General features: G+C 69.9%; 16 protein-coding genes, 3 pseudogenes and 1 CRISPR repeat array. Of the genes and pseudogenes, 6 read left to right on the forward strand and 13 right to left on the reverse strand.

Features of this window, described 5'->3' with window-relative positions; all coding sequences use genetic code 11:
• Nucleotides 1–19 precede the first annotated feature (19 nt).
• A CRISPR array of direct repeats spans nt 20–537; the repeat unit is 29 nt; unit sequence CTGCTCCCCGCACACGCGGGGATGGCCCC.
• A gap of 908 nt (nt 538–1,445) precedes the next feature.
• Nucleotides 1,446–2,144, forward strand: coding sequence for a hypothetical protein (locus CCN35_RS09325; RefSeq protein WP_143631442.1), 699 nt, complete (start codon nt 1,446–1,448; stop codon nt 2,142–2,144).
• A gap of 137 nt (nt 2,145–2,281) precedes the next feature.
• On the opposite strand, the gene CCN35_RS09330 is transcribed toward CCN35_RS09325, so the two are convergent.
• Nucleotides 2,282–2,944 (reverse strand): N-acetylmuramoyl-L-alanine amidase, encoded by a 663-nt coding sequence (locus CCN35_RS09330; protein WP_067397536.1) that lies wholly within the window; start codon nt 2,942–2,944, stop codon nt 2,282–2,284.
• A gap of 60 nt (nt 2,945–3,004) precedes the next feature.
• Here CCN35_RS09330 and mnmA point away from each other — a divergent pair, with 60 nt between their 5' ends.
• Nucleotides 3,005–4,141 carry a tRNA 2-thiouridine(34) synthase MnmA gene (gene mnmA, locus CCN35_RS09335; RefSeq protein ID WP_067397537.1) on the forward strand — a complete coding sequence of 379 codons (1,137 nt, stop codon included), beginning with the start codon at nt 3,005–3,007 and terminating at the stop codon, nt 4,139–4,141.
• A gap of 106 nt (nt 4,142–4,247) precedes the next feature.
• On the opposite strand, the gene CCN35_RS09340 is transcribed toward mnmA, so the two are convergent.
• The 4 genes from CCN35_RS09340 to CCN35_RS09355 form a co-directional block, all read right to left on the reverse strand.
• Complete coding sequence (locus CCN35_RS09340) at nt 4,248–5,108, reverse strand: cytochrome c biogenesis CcdA family protein (protein WP_067397538.1); 861 nt, start codon at nt 5,106–5,108, stop codon at nt 4,248–4,250.
• Entirely contained in the window at nt 5,105–5,914 is an 810-nt protein-coding gene (locus tag CCN35_RS09345) for a DsbA family protein (protein WP_086792254.1), read from the reverse strand. The genes CCN35_RS09340 and CCN35_RS09345 overlap by 4 nt, the downstream gene beginning before the upstream one ends.
• A gap of 73 nt (nt 5,915–5,987) precedes the next feature.
• Complete coding sequence (locus tag CCN35_RS09350) at nt 5,988–6,479, reverse strand: hypothetical protein (protein ID WP_086792256.1); 492 nt, start codon at nt 6,477–6,479, stop codon at nt 5,988–5,990.
• Between the two features lie 71 nt (nt 6,480–6,550).
• The gene (locus CCN35_RS09355; RefSeq protein ID WP_143631444.1) at nt 6,551–6,967 is read right to left on the reverse strand and encodes a hypothetical protein; all 417 of its coding nucleotides are present in this window, start codon (nt 6,965–6,967) and stop codon (nt 6,551–6,553) included.
• Nucleotides 6,968–7,463: 496 nt separating this feature from the next.
• On the opposite strand from CCN35_RS09355, the gene CCN35_RS09360 reads away from it, so the two are divergent.
• Complete coding sequence (locus CCN35_RS09360) at nt 7,464–7,910, forward strand: anthrone oxygenase family protein (protein WP_067397569.1); 447 nt, start codon at nt 7,464–7,466, stop codon at nt 7,908–7,910.
• A 123-nt stretch (nt 7,911–8,033) separates the two neighbouring features.
• Here the strand turns inward: CCN35_RS09360 and CCN35_RS09365 are convergent, their stop codons facing one another.
• Entirely contained in the window at nt 8,034–8,297 is a 264-nt protein-coding gene (locus CCN35_RS09365; protein WP_067397542.1) for a GntR family transcriptional regulator, read from the reverse strand.
• 411 nt (nt 8,298–8,708) lie between these two features.
• Between CCN35_RS09365 and CCN35_RS09375 the strand changes: the two genes are divergently transcribed.
• Nucleotides 8,709–8,984, forward strand: coding sequence for a hypothetical protein (locus tag CCN35_RS09375; RefSeq protein WP_143631449.1), 276 nt, complete (start codon nt 8,709–8,711; stop codon nt 8,982–8,984).
• A 166-nt stretch (nt 8,985–9,150) separates the two neighbouring features.
• A pseudogene (locus CCN35_RS30180) lies at nt 9,151–9,359 on the forward strand (hypothetical protein); the annotation flags it as partial.
• 205 nt (nt 9,360–9,564) lie between these two features.
• Here CCN35_RS30180 and CCN35_RS09380 read toward each other — a convergent pair.
• Together CCN35_RS09380 and CCN35_RS09385 are read right to left on the reverse strand one after the other, a co-directional pair.
• Entirely contained in the window at nt 9,565–9,756 is a 192-nt protein-coding gene (locus CCN35_RS09380; protein WP_067397543.1) for a DUF397 domain-containing protein, read from the reverse strand.
• Nucleotides 9,757–9,769: 13 nt separating this feature from the next.
• Entirely contained in the window at nt 9,770–10,624 is an 855-nt protein-coding gene (locus CCN35_RS09385; protein ID WP_067397544.1) for a helix-turn-helix domain-containing protein, read from the reverse strand.
• A 366-nt stretch (nt 10,625–10,990) separates the two neighbouring features.
• On the opposite strand from CCN35_RS09385, the gene CCN35_RS09390 reads away from it, so the two are divergent.
• Nucleotides 10,991–11,599, forward strand: a complete 609-nt coding sequence (locus CCN35_RS09390) for an ATP-binding protein (RefSeq protein ID WP_067397545.1) — start codon at nt 10,991–10,993, stop codon at nt 11,597–11,599.
• Between the two features lie 71 nt (nt 11,600–11,670).
• Here CCN35_RS09390 and CCN35_RS30185 read toward each other — a convergent pair.
• The 5 genes and pseudogenes from CCN35_RS30185 to CCN35_RS09410 form a co-directional block, all read right to left on the reverse strand.
• A pseudogene (locus CCN35_RS30185) lies at nt 11,671–11,822 on the reverse strand (DUF6879 family protein); the annotation flags it as partial.
• A 157-nt stretch (nt 11,823–11,979) separates the two neighbouring features.
• The gene (locus tag CCN35_RS09395) at nt 11,980–12,483 is read right to left on the reverse strand and encodes a hypothetical protein (protein ID WP_067397547.1); all 504 of its coding nucleotides are present in this window, start codon (nt 12,481–12,483) and stop codon (nt 11,980–11,982) included.
• A 78-nt stretch (nt 12,484–12,561) separates the two neighbouring features.
• Nucleotides 12,562–12,792, reverse strand: coding sequence for a DUF397 domain-containing protein (locus tag CCN35_RS09400; protein WP_067397548.1), 231 nt, complete (start codon nt 12,790–12,792; stop codon nt 12,562–12,564).
• 157 nt (nt 12,793–12,949) lie between these two features.
• Nucleotides 12,950–13,191 (reverse strand): annotated as a pseudogene (locus CCN35_RS09405) (DUF7848 domain-containing protein).
• Nucleotides 13,188–13,397: a hypothetical protein gene (locus tag CCN35_RS09410; RefSeq protein WP_067397549.1), complete on the reverse strand. Its 210-nt coding sequence runs from the start codon at nt 13,395–13,397 to the stop codon at nt 13,188–13,190. Before CCN35_RS09410 ends, CCN35_RS09405 begins: the two are co-directional and overlap by 4 nt.
• Nucleotides 13,398–13,436 lie beyond the last annotated feature (39 nt).

Raw genomic sequence — 13,436 nt, forward strand, 5'->3', positions numbered from 1 at the left:
CAGGGCAATACACCTAGGGCTGCTCCCCGCACACGCGGGGATGGCCCCCGGGACCTGGAGAAGATTGCGGAGCGGGTCGGCTGCTCCCCGCACACGCGGGGATGGCCCCGTTCCTGTTCTCGCCTGGGGTAAAGGCGACGACTGCTCCCCGCACACGCGGGGATGGCCCAGAACTCGACCGGTCTTCCTACCTTCGTCGTCGCTGCTCCCCGCACACGCGGGGATGGCCCCCGCCCACGTCCCCGCCAGGAGGCCCGCATGATCTGCTCCCCGCACACGCGGGGATGGCCCCGCTTAGTGTCGACGGGCGCTCGTGTCGGGGGACTGCTCCCCGCACACGCGGGGATGGCCCCGGCGTCCCAGTCTCCGGCGATCTCCCAGCCAGCTGCTCCCCGCACACGCGGGGATGGCCCCCAAACTGCGCTCCGAAAATGGCTCTTGCGATTCTGCTCCCCGCACACGCGGGGATGGCCCCGGACTGCCCTGCCTCGAGGACGTGGAGCAGGGCTGCTCCCCGCACACGCGGGGATGGCCCCGAGGGTCGGCTGCCGGTGGGGCGGGCGGCGCGCTGCTCCCCCACACGCGGGGATGGCCCCTGCACGCCTGGTTCAGCAGCGGACACCCCGGCCTGCTCCCCGCACACGCGGGGATGGCCCCGGGACGGTTCGAAAGACGGCAGGGCCTGGTGCCTGCTCCCCGCACACGCGGGGATGGCCCCGCCGCACCCTGGGCGGCACCCACGACCGCGGTCTGCTCCCCGCACACGCGGGGATGGCCCCATTTCGCGGCCCCGGCCGGGGACGGCCGGGGCCTGCTCCCCGCACACGCGGGGATGGCCCCCCCCTTCCGGATCAGCCCCTCGTCCAGCGCCACCTGCTCCCCGCACACGCGGGGATGGCCCCACCGCCCGGGTGGCCTGGATCTGGTTGCCGTTCTGCTCCCCGCACACGCGGGGATGGCCCCAACGGGAGCACCCCGTACCGGCGGGCCTCCCGCTGCTCCCCGCACACGCGGGGATGGCCCCGGCTCGCTCAGGGTCGAGGCGGTCGATCGGCTCTGCTCCCCGCACACGCGGGGATGACCCCGCATTCTCAACGTTCGTGTAGGTCCCCCATGCCTGCTCCCCGCACACGCGGGGATGGCCCCCAGTCCATGACGGTGAGGGCGTCGTTGTCGTGCTGCTCCCCGCGCACGCGGGGATAGCTCAACCTGCCCGAAACGTTCCGGGCAGCACATGCGCTGCTCCCCGCATACGCGGGGATCCCCAGTGGTGGCTGGCTGCCACTCAAGGCACTGCCCTGCTCACCGCACTCGCGGGGATATCCCGGCCCCGCCGTTTCTCGCAGGGGATAAGGATTCGGCCCGAGGGGAATCACGGCCGAGTGAAAACAACGGGGTACAGGCGGAGTTGGTACCGCAGGTGGGATCGGTTTTGGGATTGGTTTTTGGGTTGGTATCACGCGCGACTGCCCGTCTGGGTACGGGCACTGGTCGTCCTCGCGGCTGGATGGGGCGTCCTTCTCTGCGGTCAGCAGGTCGCCGAAGGGTACAGGGAGACCAGGGTGTACCTCGGTGCGCCGGTCTGCGAGGCCGGGAGTCAGAGGGGGAGCGGGGGCGACGACGAGGCGTGCGTGCGGCGCGAGGCGGGCACGGTGCTCGACCGTCGGAAGGGCGAGCATTGCTCCCACACCTACGACGGGACGAGCGGAGGCAGCACCACGTGTACGCCGTACTACAACGTCAAGGTCCGGTGGCCTGGCCGCACCGCCTGGCTGTCGGTGGATTCGGGGATGTACGACAAGGTCAGGGCGGGCGACCGCGCCGAAGTCCGGCTATGGCAGGGCGAGGTCGTGAAGCTGAAGGTGCGCGGCCGTACCCACTCCTACCTGACTTCCTCGCAGGAGGAGGTCATATGGTGGCTCACGGTGGGCTGCCTGATCCTGGCGACGGGTGCGTGGGGAGCGATCAGCGGGCGGTTCTCGGGCCTCTTCGCCTTCCCCAACTTCGGCTGGCTCTTTGTGGCCCCCGGGGTCGGAGTGCTCGGTTTCCTGGCGTTGTTCGGTGGACCCCTTTGGGTCTGGGGCTTCACGATCCTGTGGACGGGGTTCGCGGTCTTCTGGATCGTGAGCGCCTGGCGGCTTTGACGACGGCCCGCCCGGGCCGGCACCGGTCCACTGCCCGCACTGTCTCTCGGGCATGGCCCGGCGGCCCGGGCGACGGAGCCGAGCCGGGGAGCACCAGGGCCTCGGCCCGCTCACGTCCGTGCGCGGCTCTTTCAGGTTCAGGTCCGCCTGGTGTCCGCCTCGCGGACCATCCGTATGTACCGGTCCCAGTCCCAGTGCGGCCCCGGGTCGGTGTGGTCGGTGCCCGGCACCTCCACGTGGCCGATGATGTGCTTCCGGTCGACGGGGATCTCGTACCGCGCGCAGATCCGGGCCGTCAGGCGTGCCGAGGCGGCGTACATCGCGTCCGTGAAGGACGAGGCGTCGTCGACGAACCCCTCGTGCTCGATGCCGATGCTCCGCTCGTTGTACTCCCGGTTGCCCGCGTGGAAGGCCACGTCCAGCTCGCGGATCATCTGGGTGATGTGCCCGTCCTTGCGGACGATGTAGTGCGCGGCGGCCCCGTGCCCCGGGTCCTGGAAGACCTTCACCGCGCTCGCGTAGCTGCCCTGGGTGACATGGATGACGACCCGGTCTATTCCGTAGTCGTACGGGCGGTCCGCCCGCCGGTAGTTCGACGAGGAGGCGTTGATCCACCGGGCGCCCGCGAAGTCCACCGCGCCTTCCACCCGTGGTTTCTGCGCGCCCGGCATCCGCCACCACAGCCGGGACACCCGGTCGCGTTCCAGGGCGATCCCGCCCCCCACGACCACCGCCGCCGCACCGATGATCAGTGCCCGCCGCCCCGGACGCCGGCTCGTCTCCTGTTTTTTCGCCCGCATGCGATCCTCAACGGTTGTCCGGCGGCCCCGGTTCCCGCGTCCCCGTACCCTGGAGGGGCTATGACTGACACCCCGCAGCGCACCCGCCCCCTCCGCGTCCTCGCCGCCATGTCGGGCGGAGTCGACTCCGCCGTCGCCGCCGCGCGTGCCGTGGAGGCCGGCCACGACGTCACCGGCGTCCACCTCGCGCTCTCCGCGAACCCGCAGTCCTTCCGCACGGGCGCGCGGGGCTGCTGCACCATCGAGGACTCGCGCGACGCCCGCCGCGCCGCGGACGTCATCGGCATCCCGTTCTACGTCTGGGACCTCGCCGAGCGCTTCCGCGAGGACGTGGTGGAGAACTTCGTCGCCGAGTACCAGGCCGGCCGCACCCCGAATCCGTGCCTGCGCTGCAACGAGAAGATCAAGTTCGCCGCGCTGCTGGACAAGGCGCTCGCCCTCGGCTTCGACGCCGTCTGCACCGGCCACTACGCCAAGGTGGTCGTGCGCGAGGACGGCACCCGTGAGCTGCATCGTGCCTCCGACCTGGCCAAGGACCAGTCGTACGTCCTCGGTGTCCTGGACGAGAAGCAGCTCGCGCACGCGATGTTCCCCCTGGGCGACACGGTCACCACCAAGGAGGAGATCCGCGCGGAGGCCGAGCGCCGCGGTCTCGCCGTCGCCAAGAAGCCCGACTCGCACGACATCTGCTTCATCGCCGACGGCGACACCCGGGGCTTCCTCGCCCGCCGTCTGGGTAAGGCCGAGGGCAACATCGTCGACGAGACGGGCAAGGTCGTCGGCACCCACGAGGGCGCGTACGGCTTCACCATCGGCCAGCGCAAGGGCCTGCGCATCGGCACCCCGGCTCCCGACGGCAAGCCGCGCTACGTCCTGGACATCTCCCCGGTGACCAACACGGTCACGGTCGGCCCCGCCTCCTCCCTCGACGTCATCGCCCTCACCGGCATCAGGCCCCGCTGGTGCGGCACGCCCCCGTCCGGCCCCGGCACCTACACGGCCCAGCTGCGCGCCCACGGCGAGGAGACGGAGGTCACCGCGGAGCTGGTCGGCGACGAGCTCCGGGTCACCTTCGCCACCCCGGTCCGCGGAGTGGCCCCCGGCCAGGCGATCGTCCTGTACGACGGCACGCGTGTGGTGGGCTCGGCGACCATCGCGTCCACGGTCCGGGCGAAGGCCGCGGCCACGGCGGGCTGATACGCCCGCACGACCGCGCCGACCATGTGCACCGCACCCGGCTGTTCCGTGCGCGTCCGACCGGCTCGGGGCTGGTTCCGTGCGCGTCCGACCGGCTCGGCGGCGGTCAGGTGACCGGATCGGCCTCGTCCCCGCCGTGGCGCCGGGACAGCCGGCGCAGCCGCAGGGCGGCCACCACGGCCGTGGCGGCCGAGACCAGGGCCACCACCAGGGCCAGGAAGCGGTCGGAGACGGCCTGCCCGATGCGTGCCGCCCCCTGTTCCCACGCCGCCTGGGTGCCGGCGTCGAGCGGCGAGGGCAGTGCCGACGTGCCGTCGAACAGCAGGAACAGGGCTCCGAGCAGCACGAAGACGCATCCGCCGATCAGCGAGGTGGAGTGCGTGGTCAGGGGCCCCAGCCGCAGGGCCCGCCCCCGCAGCAGACGCCGGCGCCCGAGGTCGTGGCGGTCCCACAGCAGCGCCAGGACGAACATCGGCACCGCCATGCCCAGGGCGTAGAGCGCCAGCAGCAGACCGCCGCGCAGCGGACTGCCGTCCAGGGCGGCCACCGTGAGAACACCGCCCAGGATGGGACCGGCACAGAAACCGGCCAGGCCGTAGACGGTGCCCAGGAGGAAGACGGACAGAGCGGATCCCGTCCGGCGGGCTCCCGCCGCCTGCTGCAGCCGGCGGGAGCCGAAACCGAGGCCCAGGATCTGCGCGAGCCCCAGCACGATCAGCGTCCAGCCGCCGACGGCGACCAGCGTCTCGCGGTGCCCGTGGAACAGCCGGCTCGCGAAGGCGCCGGCCACCCCGAGCGGCACCAGCGTCACGCACAGCCCCGCGTAGAAGACGGCGGTGCGCAGCAGCAGGCGGGTACGCGTCGTGAAGGAGTACGCGAAGAACGCCGGCAGCAGCAGCGCGCTGCAGGGACTGAGCAGGGCGAGCAGTCCGCCGAGAAACGCGGTGACGGCGGTGATCTCGCTCATCGTGCCGCTTTCCCGGATTTCCCGGTTGCCTCGGCCTCCTCGGCCGCCTTGTCGATGGCGACGGCGAAGGCGGTCAGCGGCTGGGCGCCCAGGAGCGGCGTGGTGTTGATGAGGAAGGAGGGCGTACTGGACACCCCCAGGTCGTGCCCCTCCTCCTGGTCCTTGCGCACGGCCTCACCGGCGGCCTTCGACTCCATGTCGGCGCTGAAGCGGTCGAGGTCGGCGACGCCCGCTTCCCGGGCCATGGCCCGCAGATGCTCGGCGGAGAACCGGTCCTGGTCGCTCTGGTCCGCCTTCTTGTACACCACGTCGTGGAACTGCCAGAACCGGCCCTGCTGTCCGGCGGCCCAGGCGGCCCGTGCGGCCCGTTCCGACTCGGCGCCGAACACGGGGAAGTTGCGCCACTCGATGCGCAGGATGCCCTTGTCCACGTACTCGCGGACGAGGTGGGGTTCGGTCTCGCGGGCGAACTGGACGCAGTAGGAGCACCGGAAGTCCGCGTAGGTGATCATCACGACGGGGGCGTCGGCCCGCCCCTTGGCCAGCGGATCGTCGGCCTTCCGGCGTGCCAGGGCGAGCAGCGAGGCCTCCCGTTCGTCGGGGGCGGCGGCGGAGGAGGCGGTCGGCGTCTCCTTGGCGCCGGAGCTGCCGGGAACGCCGGTGAGAGCGACGGTCGAGGCGAGGACGGCCGCCGCGCCGCTCACCGCGGTGATCAGGAGCAGACGGCGACGGCGGGCGGGAAGGGAGGAAGCCGAGGGCGACGAGGAGGACGAGGAGCGCGAGGGGGAGGAGGAAGAGGAGGACATGGGATCTCCGGGTGGTGGTGCGGGCGGGACGGGTGAGGAGGTGAGGGACGGAGGACGGTGCAGGGGACGGGAGTCAGACGCCGGACCGGACGGAGCAGGCCGTCTCGGACGCCAGCCGTCGCAGCGCGGCCTCGGCCAGCAGCACGAGGGAGACCACCGCGACGACGGGTTGCAGGGGCGCCCAGTAGGTCAGCGCCCCCGACGTTCCGACGAGGAGGAGGACGGCCTTGTTGCAGACGGGACAGCCGACCGCGAAGAACGACAGCAGCGCACCGGCCGTTCCGAGCGAACGCCCGGTGCGCTCACGCTCGTCAGGGTGCGCGGGCCCCGTGCGGACGTAGGTGGCGAGCACCACGGCCGACAGCAGGGCGGTGAGCATCAGCACGACGTGGTTCCACCACGCCGGGGGCACCGAGCGGGAGAAGAACGGGTTCGGCACCAGGGCCGTGGGCACACCGACGGTGAGGAACACCAGGGGCGTGGAGGTCGCTGCGGCGATCCACCGGCGACGGGGCCAGTGGCGCAGAGCGGCCCACGCCGCTCGGGGCGAGCGGGAAGAAGACACGGGAAACTCTCCGATCGCGCGGCTGCGCGGTGGTACGGGCCGACAGGAACACGCGGAAGCGGTACGCGGGCCTATACGCGTCGGACGGAGAGCTCGTCGAGACCGGGCGGGGAGGGAGCCGGACCGCAGTGACGGGCCACCGCGTGCGCGGATGCGTGGACCCACGCCGTCCCATCGGTCCCCAGGGGCAGGGCGCCGATCGGCGCGGCACCGCTGCGCGGCTGCGGCTGCTTCGGGAGCACCTTCTTCAGGCACGGACCGTCCGCGGCGGTGCTGCCCTGGTCGCCGGTGTCGAGGGCGGGGAGGACCACGGAGGAGACGGCGGTCGCGGCGGAAGCACCTTCCGCAGCGCCTTCCGTCGCGGAGGAGGCCGGGACCACCGGGGCCCCAAGGGTGTCCGAGCGGACCGGGGCGGCGCAGAACAGTGCGGCGAGCAGGGTCAGCAGAGCAAGGGCGGCGCCCATGGCGCCATGCCGCCTTCCACGCATCCCCGTTCCTCCTTCCGGGCCGTGCCCACCATAGACCAGGGCGTACCGGCCCTGTCGGCGCCCCGGGCGGCCGGCGTTACCGGGCGGTACGGGGCTCTGCCCTCTGCACCCGCCCGACGCGGCACGGCGCTTCCCGCACCCCGACCTCGCAAGGCCCCGGAGACACCCCGAAGAGGCGAAGGCGGGGAGCGGGGCCGATGATCCGGTCGCGCCGGTGCACGGCCGAAAAAGCAGGATGGCATGGACATCCGGTTCGCCGACGGGGCAAGCTGGCCGCCGTGCTTCGTGACAGGGGGCGACGAACCGGGCGCCGGGCACGTCCGGCTGCCGCCGGCTTCGGCATTCCGTTGTCCGACGGCTCGTGCGTCCCACCGGCTTTCCGCCGGCCGTGCGTCGCGGATTTGACCTGGCGTCAGCACCGTCACCCGCGGGAGGAGATGACGTGAGAGCACTTGCCACCCCGTCCTTACTGGCGGCCACCGTGACCACGGGCCTGATGGCCGGTCTGTTCGCCGCCTTCGCCTACTCCGTCATGCCCGGCCTGCACCGCAGCGACGACCACACGTTCGTCACCGCGATGCAGCGGATCAACCAGGCGATCCTCAACGGCTGGTTCATGACGTGCTTCCTGGGGGCGCTCGTGGCACTGGGGCTCGCCGCCGTCACGCAGTGGACCGACGGCGACCGTAAGGTCTTCGCGTACGTCGTCGCCGCGTCGGTGCTGTATCTGACGATGTTCGTCATCACCGCCGCGGTCAACGTCCCGCTCAACAACGAGCTGGCCGACGTCGGCAGCCCGGACCGTATCGCCGACCTCGCCGCCGTGCGGGCACGCTTCGAGTCCCGCTGGGTCACCTGGAACATCGTCCGCGCCGTGACCTCCACCGGCGCGTTCGGCTGCCTGGTCTGGGCCCTGGTCCTGCACGGCCGCTCCACCCGCTGAGACCGAGCCCCGGGCGCCGGGAAGCAGCCGACGGCGGCCCCGGATGGACCAACCGCCTTGGCGGCTGATCGACCGTACCCGTGCGGCCTGAACCGACTCCTCCCAGCGTGACTGAAACAGGGGTTAGTTGCTGTCGGGCAACGAGTCGACGACGAATGTCCCCAACCCGACTTCGCCGCGCGTCCACCCTTCCTCGCGCACGTACCGCATGGCCTTCGCCGCCGTGGCGTTGACGACGCCGAATTCTTGCGCGATCTCCAGCGTGGACGGCACGCGGCTTCCCGGCGGATATGTCCCGTCCTGAATCCGCCGGATGATCTCTGCGGCGATCTGCCGCCACAGCGGGCGCGTGCGATCGAGCTCCATGGTTTCAGCCTGGGTGACCATGGGTTTCCGTGCATCCGTAGATAACCGTGGATAACTGCGAGTATTGTGTGGGTTGCAAACGGAAGCACCCCAGGGTGGACGGGCGAGGTCCAGTCCCTGGGGCTGACCGAAGAATGGAGCTTCGGCTGTGCGAAACCTTATCGCCGTGCTTCTCGCGTGGTTCCTGCCGCCCCGTGGTACGCATCGGGCGGAACCCGTGCGGACACGACCGGCCTGTGCTCTCCCCCGTTTACTGCCGTCGTTCAGAGCTCCGCGACCGGCCGACGTGATCGAAGCCGACGGACTTCCGGTCGTCCGGCCGTACGTGCTCCACCACGAACGCGAACAGATGCGGAAGCAGCAGCGGGCAGGACGGGCTGCATCACTGAGGGCAGTGGCAGGGTGCTACTTCCTGGAAACGGAGTACGCGGCATGAAGGAGCTTCGCCGTATGCCGCTGAGCACAGACGGACGCACCGGCTTCTGTCAGCCGGGCGGGATGGTCGCTGCCATGAGTGACGCGATCGAAAACGACTTGATCGAGTCTGCGGCTGTCGTGCTGGGGATTGTGCGCGCCGTGCTTGACGGGCCTCAACTGACGGCGGACGAATCTTGGTACATGCTGCGCCGGACAGCGGAATGCCTGAGGGACGCACTGAACATCGCTGAGCTGCGCGGCGAACGGCTGGCAGCAGCGGACGACGCGTAAGCGCCCCAGGAAGCGTGAGAAGCCCCGTACCGGTCTCCCTGCGAAGGGAGGCTGTACGGGGCTTTGCCGTGTTCTCAGCGGCTCACAGCGAGTCAACCTCAGTGCCCCCACCCAAGGCACCTGAAGGCTTCACTGAGTACCAGGGTGGTCGGTCACCCCTGTCGTGGGCGGCGCAGACAAGTACCTGTCCGTCCGCCCCGCCTACCGTCTCTACCGGGCTGAGTACGGGCTCCGCCAACAGGGCTGCGACGCCTTGGCAGACCTCTACGCAGAGGCAGCCACGAACTGACCAAGCAGATCGCCGTCATAGGGATTGCGGGCCTCACGAGGTGGCGACGGGCAGCAGTCAACCCTGAAGGCGCTGCGGCTGAGGGAGTCGTCAGGTTTCCTGGCATCAATGCGCCGGCCAAGGCGATCGTGACGCCCAAGCGGGTCTTTCGAGGTGATGCCCGGGACCCGCAGCTGATCTTCAAGATGGGATTCCAGGTCAAGGTCAAGGAGGGAAACCTCGACCTGAATGAATGAAGCACCTCGTTCGCAGCCTGACCACCACATCCCTGCGGTGATCACCGTGCACCCGTCAACGCAGTGCGCTCGTCCGCAGCTGAGTGATGAGCGCGGTGAAAGCGGCGCGGCTGGTTCTGATGACGTGCTCCGGACGGGTGCTGTTGCGTATCGCTACCTTGTCGTTCTCGTCGTTGACGGCGACTTCCACGCAGTTGTTGCCGCCCCCGCTGCAGAACGACGAGCGCTTCCAGTCGAGTGTGGTCAACGCTCCGCCCCTCTCAGAGTTCGCGTGCGATGGACCTGATGAGGTTTTGGGACGCGTCCGGCGGGAGCGCCGTCCGCTCCATCAGGTCCAACAGCGAACGATAGTTGACCAGTGGCGTCGGGGCATCCACGAAGCTGGCACCGACGGCGGTATCGAGCTGAACGGTGTCCAATTGCGGCACTGGTCCCTCGGCGTAGAGGATGGACTGCCCAGCTCCGTGAAAAGCGCCGGCGCTGAAGGGAATCACCAGCAGGGTGATATGGGGGAGGTCGGCAGCGTCGGCCAGATGGTTCAGTTGCTTGCGTGCGACCTCACGGCCCCCGAACTGGATGCGCAGAGCTGCCTCGTGAATGATGCCGAGATACGGCGTCGGGTTGTCGCCGAAGAGCACGGTCTGCCTGGCCATGCGATGCGCGACACGCAACTCCACGTCCAGGCGAGGCAGTTTCGGCACAGCGAACTCGAAGATCGCCCGCGCGTGGTCCTCGGTCTGGAGCAAGCCGGGCAGGTGCACTGTCTGTGCGGTGCGGATGCGGGTGGCGTAGTGCTCCAGTTCGGAGATGTCGAGGTATCCCTCGGGAAGCTTGCCCCGGTACTCGTCCCACCAGTGACGCACGCGCCGGGTGTCCGCGATGGATGCAAGGGCCTCCACGAGCTTCTCGTCCGGACATCGGTAGTAGCAGGCGAGCTGACGTACGCGCTCGCTGCTGACGGTTGTGCGTCCGGCTTCGATGTTGGACACCATGGTTCGGTCCGCGCCGAGCATCGCGGCGGCCTCCTGGGTGGAAATGCCTGCCTGTTCACGCAAGCGGCGCAGTTCCGTCGCCAGGCGTCGCTGCCGGCCGGTCGGTGAGTTCCGTGGCGCCATGTGTCCTCTTTCGTGCGAGCGCAACGCAGTCTGTCAGGTCTGTGTGAGGCGGTCTAGTGAGTCATTCGCCTATTCACTCGTTCGTGAAAAGTGACTCACGTGTGAGTTGAGTTGCCCTGCGGTGTGAGCCACGCCACTCGCATTTCCGCGGAGGAAGCGCACCGCTCACCCCGTTCCCGTCCCGGGCCCGACGGGACGAAGCGCGGGCGGCAGGCCACCGCCGGGCGACGCGGGACCGGACCCGTGACGTGACCGGGGACGCGGGCGGCGTCGTACGGCACATCCGTGTCGATCACTTCCGACGATCCGAGACCGTGACACGTCGAGCCACGGCCGGGAACACGCACACGCACAAGGAGGTGCCGCGTGAAGAACGCGGAACCGGAACACGAGCCGATCCCCGAACCAGCCGATCTGAACGGCCACTTCGTCCCGCCCCCGCCCCTCATTCCGTTCACCGAGCCCTGGGAGTACGAGCTGCACTTCCCCCGTGACGCGCGCGGGCCGGCCGTCGCCCGTACGACGCTCAAGGCCGTGCTGGGTGCGCATGGGCTGGGGGAGTTCACCGACCGCGCGGAACTCCTCACCTCCGAGCTGGCCACCAACGCCGTCCGGTACTCCCTCGGCCCCGCCGTCGTGCGGTTGCGCTGGACGAACCCCGTGCTGCGGGTCAGCGTCATGGACACCTGCCCGGTGTCCCCCCTGCCGTTGGCGCAGCAGAACGCGGACGCGGAATGCGGGCGCGGCCTGCTGATTCTCGATCTGCTGGCCGATGACTGGGGCGGATGCAGTCTCGGGGAGTCTCTGTTCGGGGTGGGCGGGAAGACCGTCTGGTTCGAACTGGTCCTCGGCGGGGGTGACCCGCCTTCAGGAGGAGGCGCTGGTCATGGCTCGGGGCCACGGTGTCCGGGCCGCCCGTGCTTGCCGCCTGACCACCGGCCCGCTCACCGGGATCCCTCCCGCTCCACCTCGTGAAGTCGTGGACGTTTTCCCCGAAGCGTTCATGACTTCGCGGAGGAGACCCGCCCGCGCCCTTGCCGGTGCGCACCCGCCCCGAAGTGCTTGAGCTGCGCGAGGTCTTCCGGGGCGGTGACGGGCGTTCCCTGAACGATGATCTCGCCGCTTCCCTCGTCCGTGTACAGGGCGGGGCAGCCGCGACCTCGCTGCCCGTGCCGGTGAAGCGAAGCCGACGAGCCATGGACGCTTTCCCTTCCAGGGGGCTTGATCCACTCGAAGCAAACAAGGGGATGAGTGACGAGGTGCCTGCCGACGCGGCCCGGATCGCCGAAGCCCCGGCTGAGGCCGTCCGGGAAGAGGACGTTCAGTCGGGGCTCGTCCTGGCGAAGTAGCAGCCGCTACAGTGCCAGCGGGCACGCAAGGTCAGGATGGTGGATGTTAGGGCAGCACACGACGTTGATGGAGACGATGTTGCCCGCCCGGTTGTAGTACACCCAGCTCACATCGACGCCGCCGGGCAGGACATCCAGTGCGTAGGTGCGCTTGTGGTCGAGTTCGGAGCCCTGCCGGGCCCCGTCCCCGTGTCCGGCTGGTGGATTGTCGAGGTAGTGCTTCGTCAGCCAGTCCACGGCCGCCGCCGCGTCGGTCCACGTGCGTTCGTGGGATGCCTGTCCGCGTTTCATGAGCCAGTGGCCCGACATCATCGGAGGCAGGGGGGAGACAGGGAACTCGGCGGCCACCTCGCGGTAACGGGCCAGGGCCTCCCTGGCCTTCTTGTCGTCGTCGGTAGCCGGGGGCGCCGGGGGATCCGGATAGGGAGGGCGACGGTCGCCTTCCCTGTGGTACGCCTCCGGAGACCCGACCCATGGGCCGAACCCATGGAAGTGCCCTGTCCAGCTCATGTGCGCCTTTCCGAGTGGGGGAGCGGGCCGCCCCCGCACTCGCGAGAACGGCCCGCCAGGGATGAGAGGTGTAGCAGGTCAGGCGGTCAGGTCCCGCGACTTCACCCAGCCGAGGGCGAAGTCGTCCAGCTCGGCCGCGGTGAAGCGCAGCTCCCGGCCGGCGCCCTCCGGCTTGGAGTCGCGGACGACGAACGCGTCGGCGGCGCCGGGGATGGCGGCGACGTCAACGCAGCCTTCGGTGCAGGGGCCGCCGCAGAAGTTCGTCGTCTCGATGTTCTCGACGGGCAGGGTGTAGAGGTTGTCGTTCATCGGGTATTCCTCCCCGGTGTATCCGCGTTGCGGAGAGGCGTTCTCCGCGTCGTGGTGCACTTGCAGCCCACCCCCGGCCCGACCTGTGACGTCCAGGGCCGGGGGTGGGGGCTTGACCCCGCCCGTCCGCCACGGGGCGACGGACGGACGGGGAGCTTCAGGGGTTGTGCATGAAGGTCCGCCACGGCCGCGTGATGATCTCGCGGAACGAATGGTGCGACGGGTTACGGCCGGAGTGCTTCAACGCCCACACCTGGGGGCCTGCCACGATTCGCTCATGTCGGACCGCTCCTGGCAGACGGCGCACTCCATCCTGTAGGTCAGGGCTTCCGCGTCCGGCTCGCGGTCGGGTACGAGCGACCACTTCTCCTGCCGGATGATCGCGCGCGGCTGGCTCAAAGGATCTCTCCCCGGCTGCGCGCGTTGGCCTCTGCGAGCTTCTCGTGCAGCTTGGAACGCGCCCCCTCGGGGTCGAAGTCCGGAGGCGGGTCGGTGCTCTCCGTGAGGGTCCCGAACGGGTCGCCCTTGAGCACTCTCAACCTGCCGTCCTCACCGAACCGCTCGAAGGCTTCGGACAGCTTCTCTCGCGCACTCTTCGGCCGCATGATCGCCAATCCTTCGTGTCATCCGTCTGATGAACGACG

It is taken from the genome of Streptomyces thermovulgaris (genome assembly GCF_002155915.1).
GTDB classification, from domain to species: domain Bacteria; phylum Actinomycetota; class Actinomycetes; order Streptomycetales; family Streptomycetaceae; genus Streptomyces; species Streptomyces thermovulgaris.

What these genes read in the sequence shown, in the direction of transcription:
- CCN35_RS09330 (WP_067397536.1), bottom strand. Translation starts at nt 2,944, where the DNA reads ATGCGGGCGAAAAAACAGGAGACGAGCCGGCGTCCGGGGCGGCGGGCA.
- mnmA (WP_067397537.1), top strand. Translation starts at nt 3,005, where the DNA reads ATGACTGACACCCCGCAGCGCACCCGCCCCCTCCGCGTCCTCGCCGCC.
- CCN35_RS09340 (WP_067397538.1), bottom strand. Translation starts at nt 5,108, where the DNA reads ATGAGCGAGATCACCGCCGTCACCGCGTTTCTCGGCGGACTGCTCGCC.
- CCN35_RS09345 (WP_086792254.1), bottom strand. Translation starts at nt 5,914, where the DNA reads ATGTCCTCCTCTTCCTCCTCCCCCTCGCGCTCCTCGTCCTCCTCGTCG.
- CCN35_RS09355 (WP_143631444.1), bottom strand. Translation starts at nt 6,967, where the DNA reads ATGCGTGGAAGGCGGCATGGCGCCATGGGCGCCGCCCTTGCTCTGCTG.
- CCN35_RS09360 (WP_067397569.1), top strand. Translation starts at nt 7,464, where the DNA reads ATGGCCGGTCTGTTCGCCGCCTTCGCCTACTCCGTCATGCCCGGCCTG.
- CCN35_RS09365 (WP_067397542.1), bottom strand. Translation starts at nt 8,297, where the DNA reads ATGGTCACCCAGGCTGAAACCATGGAGCTCGATCGCACGCGCCCGCTG.
- CCN35_RS09375 (WP_143631449.1), top strand. Translation starts at nt 8,709, where the DNA reads ATGAAGGAGCTTCGCCGTATGCCGCTGAGCACAGACGGACGCACCGGC.
- CCN35_RS09385 (WP_067397544.1), bottom strand. Translation starts at nt 10,624, where the DNA reads ATGGCGCCACGGAACTCACCGACCGGCCGGCAGCGACGCCTGGCGACG.
- CCN35_RS09395 (WP_067397547.1), bottom strand. Translation starts at nt 12,483, where the DNA reads ATGAGCTGGACAGGGCACTTCCATGGGTTCGGCCCATGGGTCGGGTCT.
- CCN35_RS09400 (WP_067397548.1), bottom strand. Translation starts at nt 12,792, where the DNA reads ATGAACGACAACCTCTACACCCTGCCCGTCGAGAACATCGAGACGACG.
- CCN35_RS09410 (WP_067397549.1), bottom strand. Translation starts at nt 13,397, where the DNA reads ATGCGGCCGAAGAGTGCGCGAGAGAAGCTGTCCGAAGCCTTCGAGCGG.